Below are 16,619 nucleotides of genomic sequence, written 5' to 3' on the forward strand. Positions count from 1 at the left end.
GTAGTGCCGAGCCATGCTCGGCAGAGGCCTTGCGAGCAACGCCACAGCGGAGCACCGCTCCGCGTGCATTGCGTGGCGCCCACGATGGTTTCCAACGTCACTGCCGTGGGCGTGCAGACATCAAGCCGGTTACAGTCCGGGGTCCTTTTGCACGGGGGTTCCCATGGCCATGTTCCACCGACGTTATGGTCTGCGCACGCTGCTGGCTGCGGCGCTGCTTTGCTTGACCGCCACCACCGCCTACGCGCAATCACCGCGCGTGATCGGCTATGTGATGGACAGCCCCGCACCGCTGCAGTTGTCAGCGGAAAAACTGGACGTGGTGAACTTCGCCTTCGCCCTGGTCCGGCCCGATGGCAGCGTGTATCTGCCAGACAGCGTTGATCCGGCACGCCTGCATGCGGTGGTCGCCAAGCGTGCGGACAACCCGTCGCTGCAGATCGTGTTGTCGATCGGCGGCTGGGGCGCCGGCAATTTCTCGGAAGCGGCCGCCAGCGAAGCCGCGCGCACCCGTTTCATCGACAGCAGCGTCGCGCTGATGCACCAGTTCAAACTGGATGGGCTGGATATCGATTGGGAGTACCCCACGCTGGGCGATGCCGACATCAGCCACAGCCCGGATGACCGCCACAACTTCACCGTGCTGCTGGAACAGCTGCGCGCGCGTCTGGACAAGGAAGGCAGCCAGCGCCACTACCTGCTGACCATCGCCGCCGCCGAAGGCCGTGCCGCCGAAGGTCTGGAGCTGCCGCGCATCGCGCAGTCGCTGGACTGGATCAACCTGATGACCTACGACTTCTACGGCAGTCTGACCAAGACCACCGGCCACCACTCCGGCCTGTCGCGTTCACCGCTGGCCACGCCTGCCGGCCGCACGACCGTGGATGCGGTGAAGTACTTCCTGGATGCCGGCGTGCCGGCCAACAAGATCAACGTCGGCGTGCCGTTCTACGGCCGCACCTTCGGTGATGTGGCGCCCCCCAACAACGGCCGCTTCCAGAAATTCAGCAGCGAAGGCGGCTTCATCTCCTGGCGCGACATCGTCCACACCCGCCTGAACAATCCGGACTGGGAACAGCACTGGGACGAAAACGCACAGGTGCCGTGGCTGTGGAATCCCAAGGAGCGCCGCATGGTCAGCTATGACGATCCGCGCTCGCTGGCGATCAAGGTCGAGTACGTGAAGCAGCAGGGGCTGGGCGGCATCATGTACTGGGAACAGCGCCAGGATGACAACGAACAGTTGCTCGACGTGCTGCACAAGGGACTGCACAGCGAACAGTTGAAGTAGCGCTTTCGCCTCCTTCGCCTTCGGCGCAAGGGCGGGACCAAAAGCAAAGGGCGCGGAAATCCGCGCCCTTCGTGTTTCATTCCTGATGGCTGCAGCAATCAGAAGTTGGCCTTGAACTCCACGCCCCACAGCCGCGGCTCGTTGATGAAGCCGGTGAGGTTGTTGAAGTCGATGCCACCGGTGGCGCGGATCTGGTTGGTGATGTTGCGGCCGTACAGCGCCACGTCGTAATCACCATCGTTCCACTGGTAGCCCACACGCAGGCCGCCTTCCAGCAGCGACTTGCCAGTGAACTCCTTCGACTCGTACAGGAAGAAGTTCACTTCACTGCGGTAGACCCAGTCGGTGAACACGTAGAACTGCGCACCGTCGGCCAGCGGCAGCGACCAGCGCGCGGTCATGTTGTGGGTCCATTCCGGTGCCTGCGGCAGTGAGTTGCCGTTGATCAGCACCTTGCCGTTGCCATCCAGCGGATTGGTCACGGTGCAGGACATGCAACCGGCAACGCTCAGGTCGGCATCCTTGATCTCGGTGTGGTTGTAGCCGCTGCCCAGGGTGACCAGCAGGTTGTCGGTCAGGTAGGCCTGCAGATCCAGCTCGAAGCCCTTGCCCACGCTCTTGTCGGCGTTGAGCAGGATATTGGCGTTGCCGGTGGAACCGCCCACGGCGGTCAGCTGCTGGTCCTTGACGCGGTAGTGGTAGACGCTGGCGTTCAAGCGCGCGCGGTTGTCCCAGAAGTCGGCCTTCACGCCGGCTTCGAACGACAGCACGGTTTCCGGCTCGGCCACGGTCTTTTCGTTGAACGCACCCGCCGATTGGATCGAGCTGCCACGGAAGCCGGTAGCGACGCGGCCATAGACGTTCACATCGTCATTGACGGCGTAGGTTGCTGACGCATCCCAGTTGAATTTCTTGTCCTTGGTCGACGCCGACAGATACGGGTCCACGGCATCGCCAGCGGCGAACGCCGCCTGCTGCGCGGCGAGCAGGCCTGCCAGATCGCACTTGGCAGCCAGCACGCATGGGGCAAAGCCGGTGTTCCAGTAATCCTTCACCGTCAGGTCTTTCTTGTCGACGGTGTAGCGCACGCCCGCGCGCAGCTCCAGCTTGTCGGTGGCCTGGAACGTCGCGCCACCGAACACCGCCCACGCATCGTTGGTCTGGTTGATGCGCTGGAAGCCGTCCTGCTTGCTGCCGTTGGTGGTGTCGTAGCTGACGCTGTCGACGTCGTAGTCTTCCTTGAAATAGAACAGGCCGGCCTGCCAGTTCAGCGGGCCATCGCTGAGCGATTCCAGACGCAGTTCCTGCGTCCACTGCGAGTGCTTGGGAATGCCATCGGCGGTCTCCGAGGCAAACGGCACTTCGGCGGTGAAGTACGGGCCGGAGGTGCCGTCGATGTCACCGACGCTGAAAGTATCGACGGTCTCGTAACCGGTGATCGAGGACAGCTTGTAGTTGCCCAGGTCCCAACTCAGGCGCGCGTTGGCACCGCTGCTGTCCAGCTCGGAATGATTCAAACCGTCGATGGAGACCTTGTTCTCGTCGAAGCCGGGAACAAAATCATTGCTGCCCTTCTTGAAGATGTTGCCGCGGAACAGACGCGCGGTGCCGTTGAGGTGACGCTTGTGCGCGCCCAGCAGCGCCTCGAAGTTGTCGCCTTCGTACAGGAACTGCACGCGCACGGCCGACTCGTCATAGCCTTCCAGGCCATCGTTCGGGCCGGTGCCGGTGTTCTTCACCCAGTCGTCGCGACGCTGATACAGCGCCGACACGCGGGCCGACCAGCGTGCGCTCAGCGCACCGCCGACGGCGGCCTCGACGTTCCACAGGTTGTCGCTGCCGTAGCCGACCTTGCCGTAGCCGTTGAACTCCTGGGTCGGGCGCACCGAGTCGAACTTCACCACACCCGCCGGCGTGTTGCGGCCGAACAACGAACCCTGCGGGCCACGCAGCACTTCCACCTGGTCGACGTCGAAGATCGGGAAGCCCTTCAGGATCGGGTTTTCCTGCACCACGTCGTCATACACCAGCGACACGGGCTGCGAAGTGTTCAAGCGGAAATCGGTGTTGCCGTAGCCACGGATGTAGAAGCGCGGGAAAGCACGGCCGAACGAGGATTCGATGTTCAGGCTGGGCACGCGGCCGGACAGATAGCGCACGTCGGTGCCGCCGGACGCCAGCGCGTCGAGCTTTTCACCGCTGACGGTGCTGATCGACACCGGGACGTCCTGGATGTTCTCCACCTTGCGCGCGGCCGTGACCTTCACGGCGTCCAACGTGGCAGCTTCCTTTTGTGCGGTGGTCGCGTCCTGGGCCATCACGACCGAGGGGAGCAGAGCGGCTAAAGCAACAAACAGCGGATGCGCCACCGGGAAACGGCGACGGAAGGTACGGTTCGGGGACATGGCGGAGAGAGCCTGGTTGGGGAAATGGGGACTGCGCCTAGCACGGGATTGTTGCAGTACAACATTCGTATCGCAAACGTTCAGGTATTCAGCCGCATGACGCCTGTCAGGGGCGTGAAGTCCCCGGTATGCATAGACTTGGCGTTCCTCTCCTGCTCCAGGCAAAGCGCCATGACCCAGTGGTATTTCCATGTCCCCGGCAAGGCCGACCGCGTCGGCCCCCTCGATGAGGAAGCCGCCCGCCAGTACGCGCAGGCCAACCGCCAGGCGCTGGCGTGGCGCGATGGCATGCAGGGCTGGCTGGCGATCGCCCAGATTCCCGAACTCGGCGGCCAGACCGCCCCCCCGGCGATGCCGCCACCGGTGGGCGGCAGCCACAACCGTGCCGACGACATCGACTTCAAGATCGTCGGCCACGAGATGCAGTTCGTCGAAATCGAGCTGGACCCGGGCGAGAGTGCCATTGCTGAGGCCGGCGCACTGATGTTCAAGGATTCAGCGGTGCAGATGGACACGGTGTTCGGCGACGGCTCGCATACCGGCCAGGGCGGCGGCTTCATGGACAAGCTGATGTCGGCCGGCAAGCGCGTGATCACCGGCGAAAGCCTGTTTGCCACGGTCTACACGCACACCGGCGGCGGCAAGGCCAAGGTCGCCTTCGCTGCACCCTACCCCGGCACGGTACTGGCGATGAAGCTGGACCAGCACGGCGGCAAGCTGATCTGCCAGAAGGACAGTTTTCTGGCCGGCGCGCGCGGCGTGCAGATCGGCATACACCTGCAGCGCAAGGTGATGACCGGCCTGTTCGGCGGCGAAGGTTTCATCATGCAGAAGCTCGAAGGTGACGGCTGGGTGTTCGTGCATGCCGGCGGGTGCGTGGTCGAGCGCGAACTGGCTGCCGGCGAACGCATCGACGTGGATACCGGCTGCGTGGTGGCCTACCACGCCGGCGTGGACATGGACGTGCGCCGCGTCGCCGGGCTGAAGAGCATGTTCTTCGGCGGCGAAGGTGTGTTCCTGGCCACCCTCACCGGCCCGGGCAAGGTGTGGCTGCAGTCGCTGCCGTTCTCGCGCCTGGCCGGCCGCATGTTCGCCGCCGCCCCGCAGGGCGGTGGCCAGAGCCGCGGCGAAGGCTCGGTGCTGGGCGGGCTGGGCCGGCTGCTGGATGGTGACAACAAGTTCTAAGTCCGCGGTATTGCGGCGAGTACACGACGGCAGGCGCTTCGCGCCTGCCGTCTTCTTTGGTGCTCCTGTCGTCGTTCCCGCGCAGATACGAGGCACTACCGTGCGCATGGCACCTCGACGGCACCGCAGGAGCGGCGCAGGCAGCTATGCGCCGGCCGCCGCGATTGCCGTTGCAGCCGAGCCTAAACGGCAACCACGCCACGACGCTGCTGCCGGCCTGCAAAGCGCTATGCTGGCGCCCTTTCCAAGCACCCCTATTCATCATGAAGCCGCGCAACGCCCGCCTGTTGTTGTCCCTTGCCCTGTTTGGTCTGCTCGCAGCCTGCGGCGGCGAGAACACCAAGCCCACCCCGCCGCAGGCGGTACGTCCGGCCACACCGGTCAAGCCGGTGAAGATCGGCGTGGCGCTGGGTGGTGGGGCGGCCAAGGGCTTTGCGCATATCGGCGTGATCAAGATGCTGGAAGCCAATGGCTTCGAGCCGGTGGTGGTGTCCGGTACCAGCGCCGGCAGCGTGGTCGGTGCGTTGTATGCCAGCGGGATGAACGCGTTCGACATGCAGCAGAAGGCGGTTGCGCTGGACGAAGCCAGCATCCGCGACCTGCGTCTGTTCTCCGGTGGCCTGATCCAGGGCCAGAAGCTGCAGGACTACGTCAACACGCAGGTCGGCAACAAGCCGGCCGAGCAGCTGCGCAAGCCGTTTGCGGCAGTCGCCACACAGCTGGAAACCGGCGACCGCGCCGTATTCGTGCGCGGCAACGTCGGCCAGGCGGTGCGCGCTTCCAGCTCCATCCCCGGTGTGTTCGAACCGGTGAGCATCGGCGGCAAAACCTATGTCGACGGTGGTGTGGTCAGCCCGGTGCCGGTGGATGCGGCGCGTCAGCTCGGTGCCGAGTTTGTGATCGCGGTGGATATCTCCAGCCGTGCCAGCGGCCAGCGCCCGAGCGGCCTGCTGGGTGCGGTGAACCAGTCCATCACCATCATGGGCCAGCGCCTGGGCGAGCAGGAGCTCGGTCGCGCCGACGTGGTGATCCGGCCGGCGGTGCTGGACATCGGCGCCGCCGATTTCGAGCAGCGTGGCCGCGCGATTCTGGAAGGCGAGAAGGCGGCGATGGCGGCGATGCCGCAGATCCGCGCCGGCATCGCCCGCTTGCAGCAGGCACAGACCGCAGCGATCCGCACCGCCGAAGCGCGCACCAGCGCCGCCCAGGCCGAAGCACATCAGCGCTGCCAGGACAGCCGCACACGCATCGAGAAACTGCGTGGTGTGGAAAAGAACTGCAGCGCGCCTGCGCGTTGAAACCCACTAGCGCCTCCCCTTTGGCCTGAGCCAAGGGAGAGGTTGGAAGGCGGTCGTTTCTAGTTCTGCGTAGTGGATGAAATCACCGCGGAAAACGCCCTCCCCCCCGCGCCCCTGCCCTTGCGCAAGGGCGCTCCACGGGCTGCGAGCCAGAGGTTCGCAAGCCTGCCCGCATCGCCCCGCACACGGGAGAGGGGCTTCAAAGCTGCATCATCCGTTCGTTACCGCCCCTGTTGCGACAACGGCAGCGCGCGGAACTCCTTGACCGTGCGCAGCACGAAGCTGGAATTCACGTCGGCCACGCCGGCCGCATCGAGCAGCTTGTCGAGCAGGAACGCCGAAAAGTGATCCAGGTCGCGCACATAAACGTGCAGCAGGTAATCCATGTCGCCGGTAAGCGCGTGGCAGGCCACCACTTCATCCCACAGCTGCACGGCCTCGACGAAATGGTTGATCGCCGCCTGCCCGTGCTTGGACAACTGCACGCGCACGAAGGCCTGCAGGCCAAGACCAATCGCCCTTGGCTCCAGCCGCGCACCGTAGCCGGCGATGACGCCTTCGGCTTCCAGCCGCTGCACCCGGCGCAGGCACGCCGAAGGCGAAAGGTTCACCCGCGCTGCCAGCTCGGCATTGGTGGCGCGCCCATGCTGCTGTATCTCGGCCAGAAGCCGCAGATCCGTGCGATCAAGCGTGACTGAAGCCATCTTTGTTGCTCCGCAACATTGAATTGACGCAACAATATTGCGCCAAGAACCGCTGGCGGCGCAATTTCGCAAACCTCTTGCGCGGCAGGCTTCCTACCATGCGGTTATCTATTCCCTTCAGGAGCTGCCGCCATGGAAGCCAACCCGCGCCGCGTCGAACACCAACAGACCGACAAGGGTTACGTGCCGGTCTATACCACGGCCGTGGTGGAGCAGCCGTGGGACAGCTACAGCGCAGATGACCATGCCACCTGGAGCACGCTGTACCAGCGCCAGCGCGAGCTGCTGGTCGGCCGTGCCTGCCAGGAGTTCCTGGACGCCCAGGACGAGATGGGCATGAGCGAGCACATGATCCCGCGCTTCGACCAGCTCAATGAAGTGCTGGGCGCCGCCACCGGCTGGACCCTGGTCGGAGTGGAAGGCCTGTTGCCGGAACTGGATTTCTTCGACCATCTGGCCAACCGCCGATTTCCAGTGACGTGGTGGATCCGCCGCCCGGACCAGATCGACTACATCGCTGAGCCCGATCTGTTCCATGACCTGTTCGGCCATGTGCCGCTGCTGATGAACCCGGTGTTCGCCGACTACATGGCCGCCTACGGCCGTGGCGGCGTAAAGGCACATGCGATCGGCCCGGAGGCGTTGCAGAACCTGACCCGCCTGTACTGGTACACGGTGGAGTTCGGCCTGATCAACACCGCCGATGGGCTGCGCATCTACGGCGCCGGCATCGTCTCGTCCAAGGGCGAATCGCTGTACTCGCTGGAATCGGCCGCGCCCAACCGGATTGGTTTTGACCTGGAGCGGATCATGCGTACCCGCTACCGCATCGACACGTTCCAGAAGAGCTACTTCGTCATCGAAGGCTTTGATCAGCTGATGGCAGCCACCGAGCCGGACTTCACCCCGATCTATGCCCGGCTGGCAGCGCAGGAGCACTTTCCGGCCGGTGAGGTGCAGGACGGTGACCGCGTGTTCCAGCGCGGCAATGGCGAAGGCTGGGCCAGCGACGGCGACGTCTGAGCACGCTCGCTACTGTAGATAACCACCAACCGCCGGCTTACTCAGCCGGCGGTTGCATTTGCGCCGCCTGCGGCACAGCTGCCCTGGCCACGCGGCGACCACCGTACTTTCGGTTCAAGCCGTAGCCGATGAGCACGGCCACCAATACCGGCGCGGCCCATGGAAACAGTTCGATCAGCAGCGGCGGCACGTTCGTGTGCGATTGCAGCCACTGCCATACCGGGCGCATGCCGATGCTCAGGAATGCCACGTGGGTGGCGATGCCCGCCCCCAGCATCGACTGATAATGCTGGCGGAAAGCCCAGTCCGGGCGATGGGGGCCGCGACGGCTGAAGGTCCACATGCGCCAACCTGCCCACAGCCCGATCATCGAGAAGCCCAGGAACAGCATCTGGCCTTTCTGGATGCCCAGCACCAGTACCGCCAACCCCAGCAATACCATTGGCCACAGCGCCAGCTTCCAGCCCGTGCGCGACACCATCACCTTCCAGTCGCGCTTGTCGGTGACCGAACGCCATGCCAGCCAACTGGCATTGCCGGTGATGGCGATCAGATAGGCCAGAAACAGCGCGGCAACCGGCTGCTGGCGGAAGAAGGCGTACTGCACGGTGATCGGGACCGCCGTGACCACGATCGAAGCCATCGCCAGCAGATACACCTTGCCCAACAGTCGGTGCCGCGGCGAGCCCTTCTTCATCAGTGCTGCCGACCAGAACCCGACCAGCGCCACCATGCCGGCCAGCACATGCAGCGCAACGATCCACTTGTATCCAGGCATGACGGCAATCTCCCGTGGCGCCTTGCGGAATGCGGCGGCCGCAGCACACAGATTCACGGATTGGCGACCGCCGAGGCAGTCGCGGTGGTCATCCGAAGACCCTGCCGGAAGTCACTTTCTGCGCTGGCCCCCTTGCCGATATGGCCGCGCACCACCAGCATGCCGGCATGAAAATCGGCCCTCAACCGCGTTGGCGCGGACTCCTTCATCCCCTCAATCTCGCCGGCTTCATCACTTGGCTGGCGGTGGCGTTCACCTTGCCGTTCGGCGACGCTGCGCAGCTGCCGTGGCGCTGGGCATGTGCGCTGCTGTTCCTGCTCGCGTTCCTGTTCGCCACGACGCTGGCGCAGCCGTCCTGGCAACGGACATTGTTGTTGCTGATCGAGGCGATGAGTGCCCTGGTGCTGATCCGCTTGGCCCACAACAATGGTGTGGCGCCTGCGCTGCTGGTGATGCTGGCCGCACAGATCGCCGCGACCTGGCCACTGCGCACCACGTTGCTGATGGTTGCCGTGATCAACCTCGGCATGTACCTCGTCCTGCGTGACGTACACGAGCACGCAGGCGTGGTGGTGCTGATCTTCGCCGGCTTCCAGGCTTTCGCCATGCTGACCACGCATTACGCGCATACCGCCGAGCAGGCACGCGACCGGCTGGCGCTGGTCAATGCGGATCTACTCGCTACCCGTGCGCTGCTGGCCGAAAGCTCGCGCGATGCCGAACGCCTGCGGCTGTCGCGCGAACTGCACGATGTGGCCGGGCACAAGCTCACCGCGCTGCGCCTGCAGCTGCGTGCACTGGCCGGTCGCAACGATGCCCCGGCGGAGCTGGCGCTGTGCGAGCAGCTTTCGGCCGAACTGCTTGGCGACATCCGTGCGGTGGTGCATTCGCTGCGCGATGGCGGCCAACTCGACATTGCCACCGCGCTGCACGCACTGGCCGCACCACTGCCGCGCCCGCGCCTGCAGCTGCAGCTCGATGACGACGTGCAGGTGCGTGACACGGCGATGGCCGAAGCCCTGCTGCGTTGCGTGCAGGAAGCGTTGACCAACAGCGCGCGCCATGGCGAATCACAGGTATTGCAGGTCACACTGCGCCAATACGAAGGAAGGTTGCAGCTGGACATGCAGGATGACGGGAAACTGCGCGGCGAACTGCGCGAAGGCAATGGCCTTATCGGCATGCGCGAGCGCGTGGTTGAACACGGCGGGCGGCTGCACCTGCAACGCGCCGCTTCCGGCGCGCTGCACATCCACGCGGAATTCAGCGCATGACCGGCGCACCCCGCATCGCCCTGGTCGATGACCAGGCATTGATCCGCGCCGGACTGCGTGCCCTGCTGCAACAGCAGGGCATCGAGATCGTGTTCGAAGCCGACAGTGGCGAAGCCCTGCTCGCACAGCTGCCTCAGCAACCAGTGCAGCTGATCGTCTCCGACATCCGCATGCCGGGCATGGACGGCATCCAGGCACTGCAGGCACTGCGCGCGCGCGGCGACGCGACGCCCTGCCTGTTCCTGACCACTTTCGACGAGAGCGACCTTCTGCTGCGCGCCACCGAGGCTGGGGCACAGGGTTTCCTCCTGAAGGACGCCGCGCCGGAGGACCTGCGCGATGCCATCGACCGCATCATCGCCGGCCATACCCTGCTGCAACCGGTCAGCACCGAACCGGTGCGCCAGCGTTACCGCTACCACGCAGACGATGCACCCAAGGAGCTGTTCAGCCAGAAGGAAGTGGCCGTGCTGCGCCTGATGGCCGGCGGCTACAGCAACCGCGAGATTGCCGGCAGCCTGTTCCTGGCCGAAGGCACGGTGAAAAACTACGTCTCGACCATCCTCGACAAACTGGACACCCGCGATCGCACCCGTGCGGTATTGAAGGCCATTACGTTGCGGATCATCTGAAACGCGGCCAGCAAGTCAGACCGCGTTGTGCACTTCCACGGTGACATGCACGATCTCCTCGTGGATCGACAACGCGCGGTGGAACACTTCCGCATCAACACCCGGTGCGGTCACTACTTCCATCGAACAGGAAAAACGCCCACGACCGACCTGCCATACATGCAGATCGCTGATGCGCGCCGGTACTTCGCCCTGCTCCACTGCTTCGCGGATCTCGGCCACCACCGGTGCGTCCATTTCCGCATCCAGCAGCACGCGGCCGGTCTGGCGGATCAAACCCCAGGCCCAGACCGACACCAGCACCGCACCGACAATGCCCATCAGCGGGTCCAGCCATGAGGCGTTGAAGTACAGGCCGCCGAGCAGGGCGATGATCGCCAGCACCGAGGTGGCCGCATCGGCCAGCACGTGCAGGTAGGCCGAGCGCTGGTTCAGATCATGGTGGTGATGGCTGTGATCATGGTGAGGGTCATGACCGTGGCCATGATGATGATCGTGCTGGTCGCGCAGCCACCATGCGCACAGCAGGTTCACCGCCAGGCCCACCACCGCGATCACGATGGCCTGCTGGTAATGGATGGGGCTGGGTTTGAACATCCGCACGATCGACTCGAACGCCATGATCGTGGCCACACCCAACAGCAGGATGGCACTGGTGTAGCCGGCCAGGATCTCGATCTTCCAGGTACCGAAGGCGAAGCGCGGGTCATCCCGGTAGCGCCGTGCGCAGGCATAGGCAAACGCCGCCAGACCCAGCGCCAGCGCGTGCGAACTCATGTGCCAGCCATCGGCCAGCACCGCCATCGAGTTGAACCACCAGCCACCGGCGATCTCCACCACCATCATCACGACGGTCAGGACCATGGCACGGCGGGTGTTCTTCTCCGCCATCGGATTGCCCTCGCTGAAGGCGTGGCTGTGCTGGCGGGATTGGGCAAGGGCTTCGAGGTTCATCGTGGCGACCTTTTCGTATACCCCCATAGGGTATACGATCCGGTGCATGGCACATATCCAACGTGACAAGAAGAAGCTGCTGACCCGCGTGCGTCGCATTGCCGGGCAGGTCGCGGCCCTGGAGCAGGCACTGGAGGCCGGCGACGACTGCGACGCCGTGCTGGTGCAGATCGCCGCCGCCAAGGGCGCGATGCACGGGCTGATGCTGGAAGTGATGGCTGGTCATCTCAACGACCATGTCGTCGCCGAGAAGGACCCGGCCAAGCGCGCCAGTGAAGCCGAAGTGCTGCTGGCGCTGCTCAAGCGTCACGCAAGGTGACCAACGACGCTCCTAAAAAAAAAAGCCGCACGCCTTTCGCGCTGCCGGGCGCTGGCGGTAGTGCCGAGCGATGCTCGGCAGGAGCATCCCGGCCGAGCCACAGCGCAGCACGGCTGCGCGCTACACGGGCCTGGGGTTCGTCTGCGCCCAGATGCTGTCGGTATGCCCCTGCTGCAAGCGCAGGCGCGTGCGCTGGGCGATGTACAACATCACCGGCACCGACAACAGCGCGGTCACGTCCACCGGCCAGCTGCCGGCGTGGCTCCATGCACCGCCGACGCCCCACACGCCGGCCAGACTCGACAACGGAATCGCCAGGGTGAACACCGCGCTGGCCCACAGCAGCTCCACCGCACCGCGTGATGCGCCGCGCAGGAACGCCCAACCGATCGCGGCCACGAACACCGCGTAATAGATGCCGGTGTGCCACGCCTTCAGATCCGCCACCAGCGCAGGCAACCATTTGGTTGCGGCGAGGCTGGCGGAAATGCCGGCCACGCAACCCAATGACACGCCCACGGTCAGGCAGCCCAGCACCCAGCCCGAGCGTTTCTGCGCGGGCGTCTCCGGCCCCTTGCGCCGGCGTCGCCGCGATTCCACCCACAGCAGGTTGCCGGTGTAGAACAGCGCCGCGCCGGCCAGGCCCATCAGCACGTACAACCAGCGCACCGGGTTACCACCGAAGCTGCCGAAATGCAGCATGAAGAACGCATTGACCGATTCATCCCAGGCGGACATGTGGCCGGGTAGATCATGCGGGTCCACCTGCCCGCTGTACGGGTCCAGATGCGTGCTCGCGTACAGCCGCGCGCGCGTGCCGTGGCGCACGTCCAGCCCGGTTACCGTCGCCTCGACATGTCCGTCCTTGCGCTGGAAACCAAAGCCCTGCACGTCGAAACCGGGCAGTTGCACTTCCACCCGGCGCAGCAGTTCGGCCGCCGGCAACACGCGTGCACCGGTGGGCGCTCCGTCGTGCTCTTCACTCCACTCGATGCCGTCCGGGTACACCACCGCGCCCTGCGCGTCGTAGAACTGGTCATGGAAGGCGAACACCACGCTGGTCAGCGCGATCACCAGGTGGAACGGCAGGCTGAACAAGCCCAGCGCGTTGTGCGCGTCCAGCCACATGCGCTTGATGTTCTTGCCGATGCGCAGCGCGAACACGTCCTTGGTCAACGTCGGCAGCAGCACGATCAGCCCCGAGATCAACGCCACTGCATAGGCCAATGCCACCGCGCCCATGATCGGCCGCGCCACCGCATCCGGGAACGGCAGCCCGACCAGCTGGTGCAGCGTGTCCACCAGCTGTGCCACCGGCGCCTTGCGCGTCTGCTCCACCTGCAGGCTGCCATCGGCGGCAAAACTGGCGGCGTATTCCTTGAACTGGCGACGGCCGCCGGTGCGCTCCTGCCAGTACACGCGTGCCGGCTGGTCGGCACCGGGTTTGACCGAAATGAAGTAACGCGCTGCGGCCTTGGGATGCTCGGCCAGCACCGCTTCGACCAGCGCATCGGCACGCTCCAGCGACGGTGCGGCGGCCAATGTCGACGGCGGCGTTGCCCAGCGCTCCAGTGGCTTCTCGAACATGGTGACCGAGCCGGCATAGAAGGCGATGAACAACATCAGCCCGCAGACGATGCCGATCCAGATGTGGACGTCCTTGTAGACCTTGATGATGTCGCTGCGGATCTTCATGCCTGCCCCCTCACGCCATCACCCAACGCGCCAGCGCCAACATCCCGAATGCGGCCACATTGGCCGCGCCCAGCCACAACCATGCGCGCAGGCTGTCGCGGAACAGGTAGACGAAGGACAGCACCGCCGCCCAGATCGGTGCCATCAGCCACATGTTGAACTGGTTCTTGCCGCCGCCCGCGCCGATGCCGTCCGGCCCCAGCCAGGCGAACAGGCCGGACAACGCCAGCGCCAGGCCGAAGCCCAGCACCACGCCGGCACAGGTCTTGCCGAACCAATGGCGGCTTTCCAGCCGCACGCGCGCCTGGTTCATGTCGCCCTCCGCGCGCGTACACGGGCACGCCACGCGCCCAGGAACGGCGCGATCGACCACACCAGCGTCAGCAGCACCAACCACGCCGATATCGCTTCAAGCGGCGCCAGCAACTGCCACATCGTCAGCAACGAGACGACCGCAAGCACGCTGCCCGGCCACCACGCATGTCGCGTTGGCCACGGCCCTGCGGCGCGCAGTTGTTGTTGTGGCGAAGCGACGTACAGCAGCATTGCCGCGGCGGTGCCCACGACAGTGGCGATGATCACCAGCAGCAGGCTCATCGCGCGACACCGCTGGGTTGCAGGATGGTTTTCATTCGGTCTGGCTCAAGGGCTGGCGATGAAAGCGTCCATTGGGTTTGCCGATGGGCGCATGGTGGCTTTACCAACTGAAGCGCGCGGTGGCGGTGACGGTGCGGCCGGTGCCGTAGTAGCAGGAAGACACGCCACCGCAGGTCGAGACAAAACGCTTGTCGGCCAGGTTGCTGACGTTGAGTGCGAACTGGGTTCCCACCCGGCCGTGATGGCCGACGTCGTAACGGATGGCCGCATCCCACAGCGTGTATCCCGGGATCAGGTACAGGTTGGCGCTGTCGCCATGGCTTTCGCCGTTGTAACGCACACCTGCGGCCAGGCTCAGTCCTTCCAGGCCACCGGCCTGGAACGTGTAGTCCGCCCACAGCGCGGCGGTCCAGTCCGGCACCATCGCCAGCTGCTTGCCGATGTAGCCGTTGTTGCTTTTGGTGACTTCCGAATCCATCCAGCTGGCGGCACCGATCACGCTGAAGCCTTCCAGCGGGGTGATGCGGCCTTCCAGTTCGACACCGCGCACGCGGCCTTCGCCATCCTGCACCTGGCACTGGCTGTTGCCAGCGGTGCCGCAGGTGTTGTGCGTGAGGTCCGGATCATTGGTGAGGATGTTCTGCTGGCGCAGGTCGTAGGCCGAAAGCGTCAACAGGCCATCGAAGGACGCCGGCTGGTACTTGATGCCCGCTTCCCACTGCTTGCCGGTCACCGGGTCGAACGCCGACAGCGTGTAGCTCATGTTGGTGTTGCTGCCCGACGGCTGGAACGACTCGGCGTAGCTGAGGTACGGGGTCAGCCCGTTGTCGGCCACGTACAGCACGCCCAGGTTGCCGCTGAAGGCTTCTTCCTCGCCGCGGGTCGGGATGCGGGCCCCGTAACGATTGGTGGCCACGGTGTAGCTGCGGGTCCAGGTGTCGTCACGGGTCCAGTCATAGCGGCCACCAAAGGTCAGCCGCCACTTGTCCAATGCAACCTGGTCCTGCAGGTACACACCGGTCTGGCGGTTGATGCCACCGGAGTAGCTGATGCTGGTGGTGACCGGCACGTAGTTGGTATAGACCGGGTTGAAGATGTCGATGTCGCGCGGGTTGACCATCGCCCCGCGCGCGCCGGTCCAGTCGGCCTTCTGCCAGTCCACGCCGATCAGCAGCGTGTGCTCGGCTGCGCCGGTGCTGAACTTGCCGGTGATGCGCGTATCCACCGTATCGCCCTTGGAGTCACCTTCGCCCCAGGTGGCACGCCGCTTCTGGGTGCGGCCATCGGCGTTCAAGCCACCATTGGTCACCACGGTGCGGAACAGGGATTGGACATCGGTATGGCGCGCACTCTGGCTCAGCGTCCAGTTGCCGTTGAAGCTGTGCTCGAACAGGTAGCCGGCAGTCCAGATGGTGCGGTCATAGGTGTTCCAGCCGGGCTCGCCGATGAAGGTGGTGTTCTTCATGTGACCGTAGGGCGTGGCCACCAGCGTGCCGTCCATCGGCAGGAACTGGTAGGTCGAACCGCCGTCGTCCTTCTGGTAGAGGCCGAGCAGGGTCAGGCGCGTGCGTTCGGCGATCTGGAAGGTGTAGCTCGGGGCCAGGAACCAGTGCTTCTGTTCGGTGTGGTCGATCTGCGTCTCACCATCGCGGTACAGGCCGACCAGGCGCAGCAGGTGGCGGTTGTCGCCGGTGCCGGTGCCCACGTCGAAGGCAGTGTTGTACTGGCCGTTGCCGTCGATGCCCAGGCGCAGTACCTGCTGCTGGTCCGGCGTCGGCGTCTTGCTGACCTGGTTGACCATGCCACCCGGAGCCACCTGGCCGTACATCACCGCCGACGGGCCCTTGAGCACCTCCACCCGCTCCAGGTTCCAGCTGTCGACCATGGTGCGGTTCCACTGGCTGCCCTGCGGTGCACGCATGCCGTCGACGGTGACATTGTTGGACCAGCTGCCGGCATCGAAACCACGGATGCGGAAGTCATCGACGCGGTTGTCGATGCCGCTGCTTTCCAGGGTCACGCCGGCGACGTAGCGCATGGCCTCGTTGAGGTTCTGGACGCCACGGGCATCCAGTTCCTCGCGGGCGATCACCGAAACCGACTGTGCAGTCTCGGCGATGGCGGTATCGGTCTTGGTCGCACTGGAAGCGTGGGAAGTGGTGCGGTAGGCGTTGACGTGCACCGCATCGAGCGTGCGCGCCGCATCGGCAGGCGCTTCACCCGCCTCGGGTTCGGCAGCGAATACGGTGGCGGGGAACAGGGCCACGGCAACGGCAACGGCCATGGACAGCAACGCCGGCCGAGCGGCGACAGAGCAACGGGGGAAGGACACGGAGTCAACCTACTGATGGGAGCGAGTATTGGCTGACTGCGCGGAGCAGCGGCTGATGGGCTGCATTGTACGAACAATAATCATTCTCAACAACGACATATATCAAGCAGTCCTCCTCCCTCTGTCTGAATG

The 16,619-nt window shown here is 64.9% G+C and carries 15 protein-coding genes; 7 read left to right on the top strand and 8 right to left on the bottom strand.

Annotated features, from left to right (window positions below):
* Window positions 1–163: 163 nt before the first annotated feature.
* Window positions 164–1,291 (top strand): glycoside hydrolase family 18 protein, encoded by a 1,128-nt coding sequence (locus ABB26_RS16400; protein WP_057635795.1) that lies wholly within the window; start codon window positions 164–166, stop codon window positions 1,289–1,291.
* Window positions 1,292–1,389: 98 nt separating this feature from the next.
* On the opposite strand, the gene ABB26_RS16405 is transcribed toward ABB26_RS16400, so the two are convergent.
* Window positions 1,390–3,696, bottom strand: coding sequence for a TonB-dependent receptor (locus ABB26_RS16405; RefSeq protein WP_083490891.1), 2,307 nt, complete (start codon window positions 3,694–3,696; stop codon window positions 1,390–1,392).
* 171 nt (window positions 3,697–3,867) lie between these two features.
* Here ABB26_RS16405 and ABB26_RS16410 point away from each other — a divergent pair, with 171 nt between their 5' ends.
* Complete coding sequence (locus tag ABB26_RS16410) at window positions 3,868–4,881, top strand: TIGR00266 family protein (RefSeq protein ID WP_057635796.1); 1,014 nt, start codon at window positions 3,868–3,870, stop codon at window positions 4,879–4,881.
* Window positions 4,882–5,141: 260 nt separating this feature from the next.
* Window positions 5,142–6,179: a patatin-like phospholipase family protein gene (locus tag ABB26_RS16415; RefSeq protein ID WP_211261982.1), complete on the top strand. Its 1,038-nt coding sequence runs from the start codon at window positions 5,142–5,144 to the stop codon at window positions 6,177–6,179.
* Between the two features lie 221 nt (window positions 6,180–6,400).
* Here ABB26_RS16415 and ABB26_RS16420 read toward each other — a convergent pair whose 3' ends face one another.
* Window positions 6,401–6,883 (bottom strand): Lrp/AsnC family transcriptional regulator, encoded by a 483-nt coding sequence (locus ABB26_RS16420; protein ID WP_057635798.1) that lies wholly within the window; start codon window positions 6,881–6,883, stop codon window positions 6,401–6,403.
* A gap of 132 nt (window positions 6,884–7,015) precedes the next feature.
* Here ABB26_RS16420 and phhA point away from each other — a divergent pair, with 132 nt between their 5' ends.
* On the top strand, window positions 7,016–7,906 hold the full coding sequence (phhA, locus tag ABB26_RS16425) for a phenylalanine 4-monooxygenase (RefSeq protein WP_057635799.1): 891 nt from the start codon (window positions 7,016–7,018) through the stop codon (window positions 7,904–7,906).
* 37 nt (window positions 7,907–7,943) lie between these two features.
* On the opposite strand, the gene ABB26_RS16430 is transcribed toward phhA, so the two are convergent.
* Entirely contained in the window at window positions 7,944–8,684 is a 741-nt protein-coding gene (locus tag ABB26_RS16430) for a hypothetical protein (protein ID WP_057635800.1), read from the bottom strand.
* Between the two features lie 140 nt (window positions 8,685–8,824).
* Here ABB26_RS16430 and ABB26_RS16435 point away from each other — a divergent pair, with 140 nt between their 5' ends.
* Together ABB26_RS16435 and ABB26_RS16440 are read left to right on the top strand one after the other, a co-directional pair.
* Window positions 8,825–9,958: a sensor histidine kinase gene (locus tag ABB26_RS16435; RefSeq protein ID WP_425477272.1), complete on the top strand. Its 1,134-nt coding sequence runs from the start codon at window positions 8,825–8,827 to the stop codon at window positions 9,956–9,958.
* Window positions 9,955–10,590, top strand: a complete 636-nt coding sequence (locus ABB26_RS16440; RefSeq protein ID WP_057635802.1) for a response regulator transcription factor — start codon at window positions 9,955–9,957, stop codon at window positions 10,588–10,590. The genes ABB26_RS16435 and ABB26_RS16440 overlap by 4 nt, the downstream gene beginning before the upstream one ends.
* A 15-nt stretch (window positions 10,591–10,605) precedes the next feature.
* Here ABB26_RS16440 and dmeF read toward each other — a convergent pair whose 3' ends face one another.
* The gene (gene dmeF / locus ABB26_RS16445) at window positions 10,606–11,544 is read right to left on the bottom strand and encodes a CDF family Co(II)/Ni(II) efflux transporter DmeF (protein WP_057635825.1); all 939 of its coding nucleotides are present in this window, start codon (window positions 11,542–11,544) and stop codon (window positions 10,606–10,608) included.
* Between the two features lie 46 nt (window positions 11,545–11,590).
* On the opposite strand from dmeF, the gene ABB26_RS16450 reads away from it, so the two are divergent.
* Entirely contained in the window at window positions 11,591–11,863 is a 273-nt protein-coding gene (locus ABB26_RS16450) for a metal/formaldehyde-sensitive transcriptional repressor (protein WP_057635803.1), read from the top strand.
* Window positions 11,864–11,983: 120 nt separating this feature from the next.
* Here ABB26_RS16450 and ABB26_RS16455 read toward each other — a convergent pair whose 3' ends face one another.
* From ABB26_RS16455 to ABB26_RS16470, 4 genes are all read right to left on the bottom strand, one after another.
* Entirely contained in the window at window positions 11,984–13,558 is a 1,575-nt protein-coding gene (locus ABB26_RS16455; protein ID WP_057635804.1) for a PepSY-associated TM helix domain-containing protein, read from the bottom strand.
* A gap of 10 nt (window positions 13,559–13,568) precedes the next feature.
* Window positions 13,569–13,871, bottom strand: a complete 303-nt coding sequence (locus tag ABB26_RS16460; RefSeq protein WP_057635805.1) for a hypothetical protein — start codon at window positions 13,869–13,871, stop codon at window positions 13,569–13,571.
* Window positions 13,868–14,155 carry a hypothetical protein gene (locus tag ABB26_RS16465; RefSeq protein ID WP_057635806.1) on the bottom strand — a complete coding sequence of 96 codons (288 nt, stop codon included), beginning with the start codon at window positions 14,153–14,155 and terminating at the stop codon, window positions 13,868–13,870. The genes ABB26_RS16460 and ABB26_RS16465 overlap by 4 nt, the downstream gene beginning before the upstream one ends.
* 100 nt (window positions 14,156–14,255) lie before the next feature.
* Window positions 14,256–16,487: a TonB-dependent siderophore receptor gene (locus ABB26_RS16470; protein ID WP_245626253.1), complete on the bottom strand. Its 2,232-nt coding sequence runs from the start codon at window positions 16,485–16,487 to the stop codon at window positions 14,256–14,258.
* Window positions 16,488–16,619 lie beyond the last annotated feature (132 nt).

The organism is Stenotrophomonas humi, from assembly GCF_001431415.1.
In the GTDB taxonomy this organism is placed as follows: domain Bacteria; phylum Pseudomonadota; class Gammaproteobacteria; order Xanthomonadales; family Xanthomonadaceae; genus Stenotrophomonas; species Stenotrophomonas humi.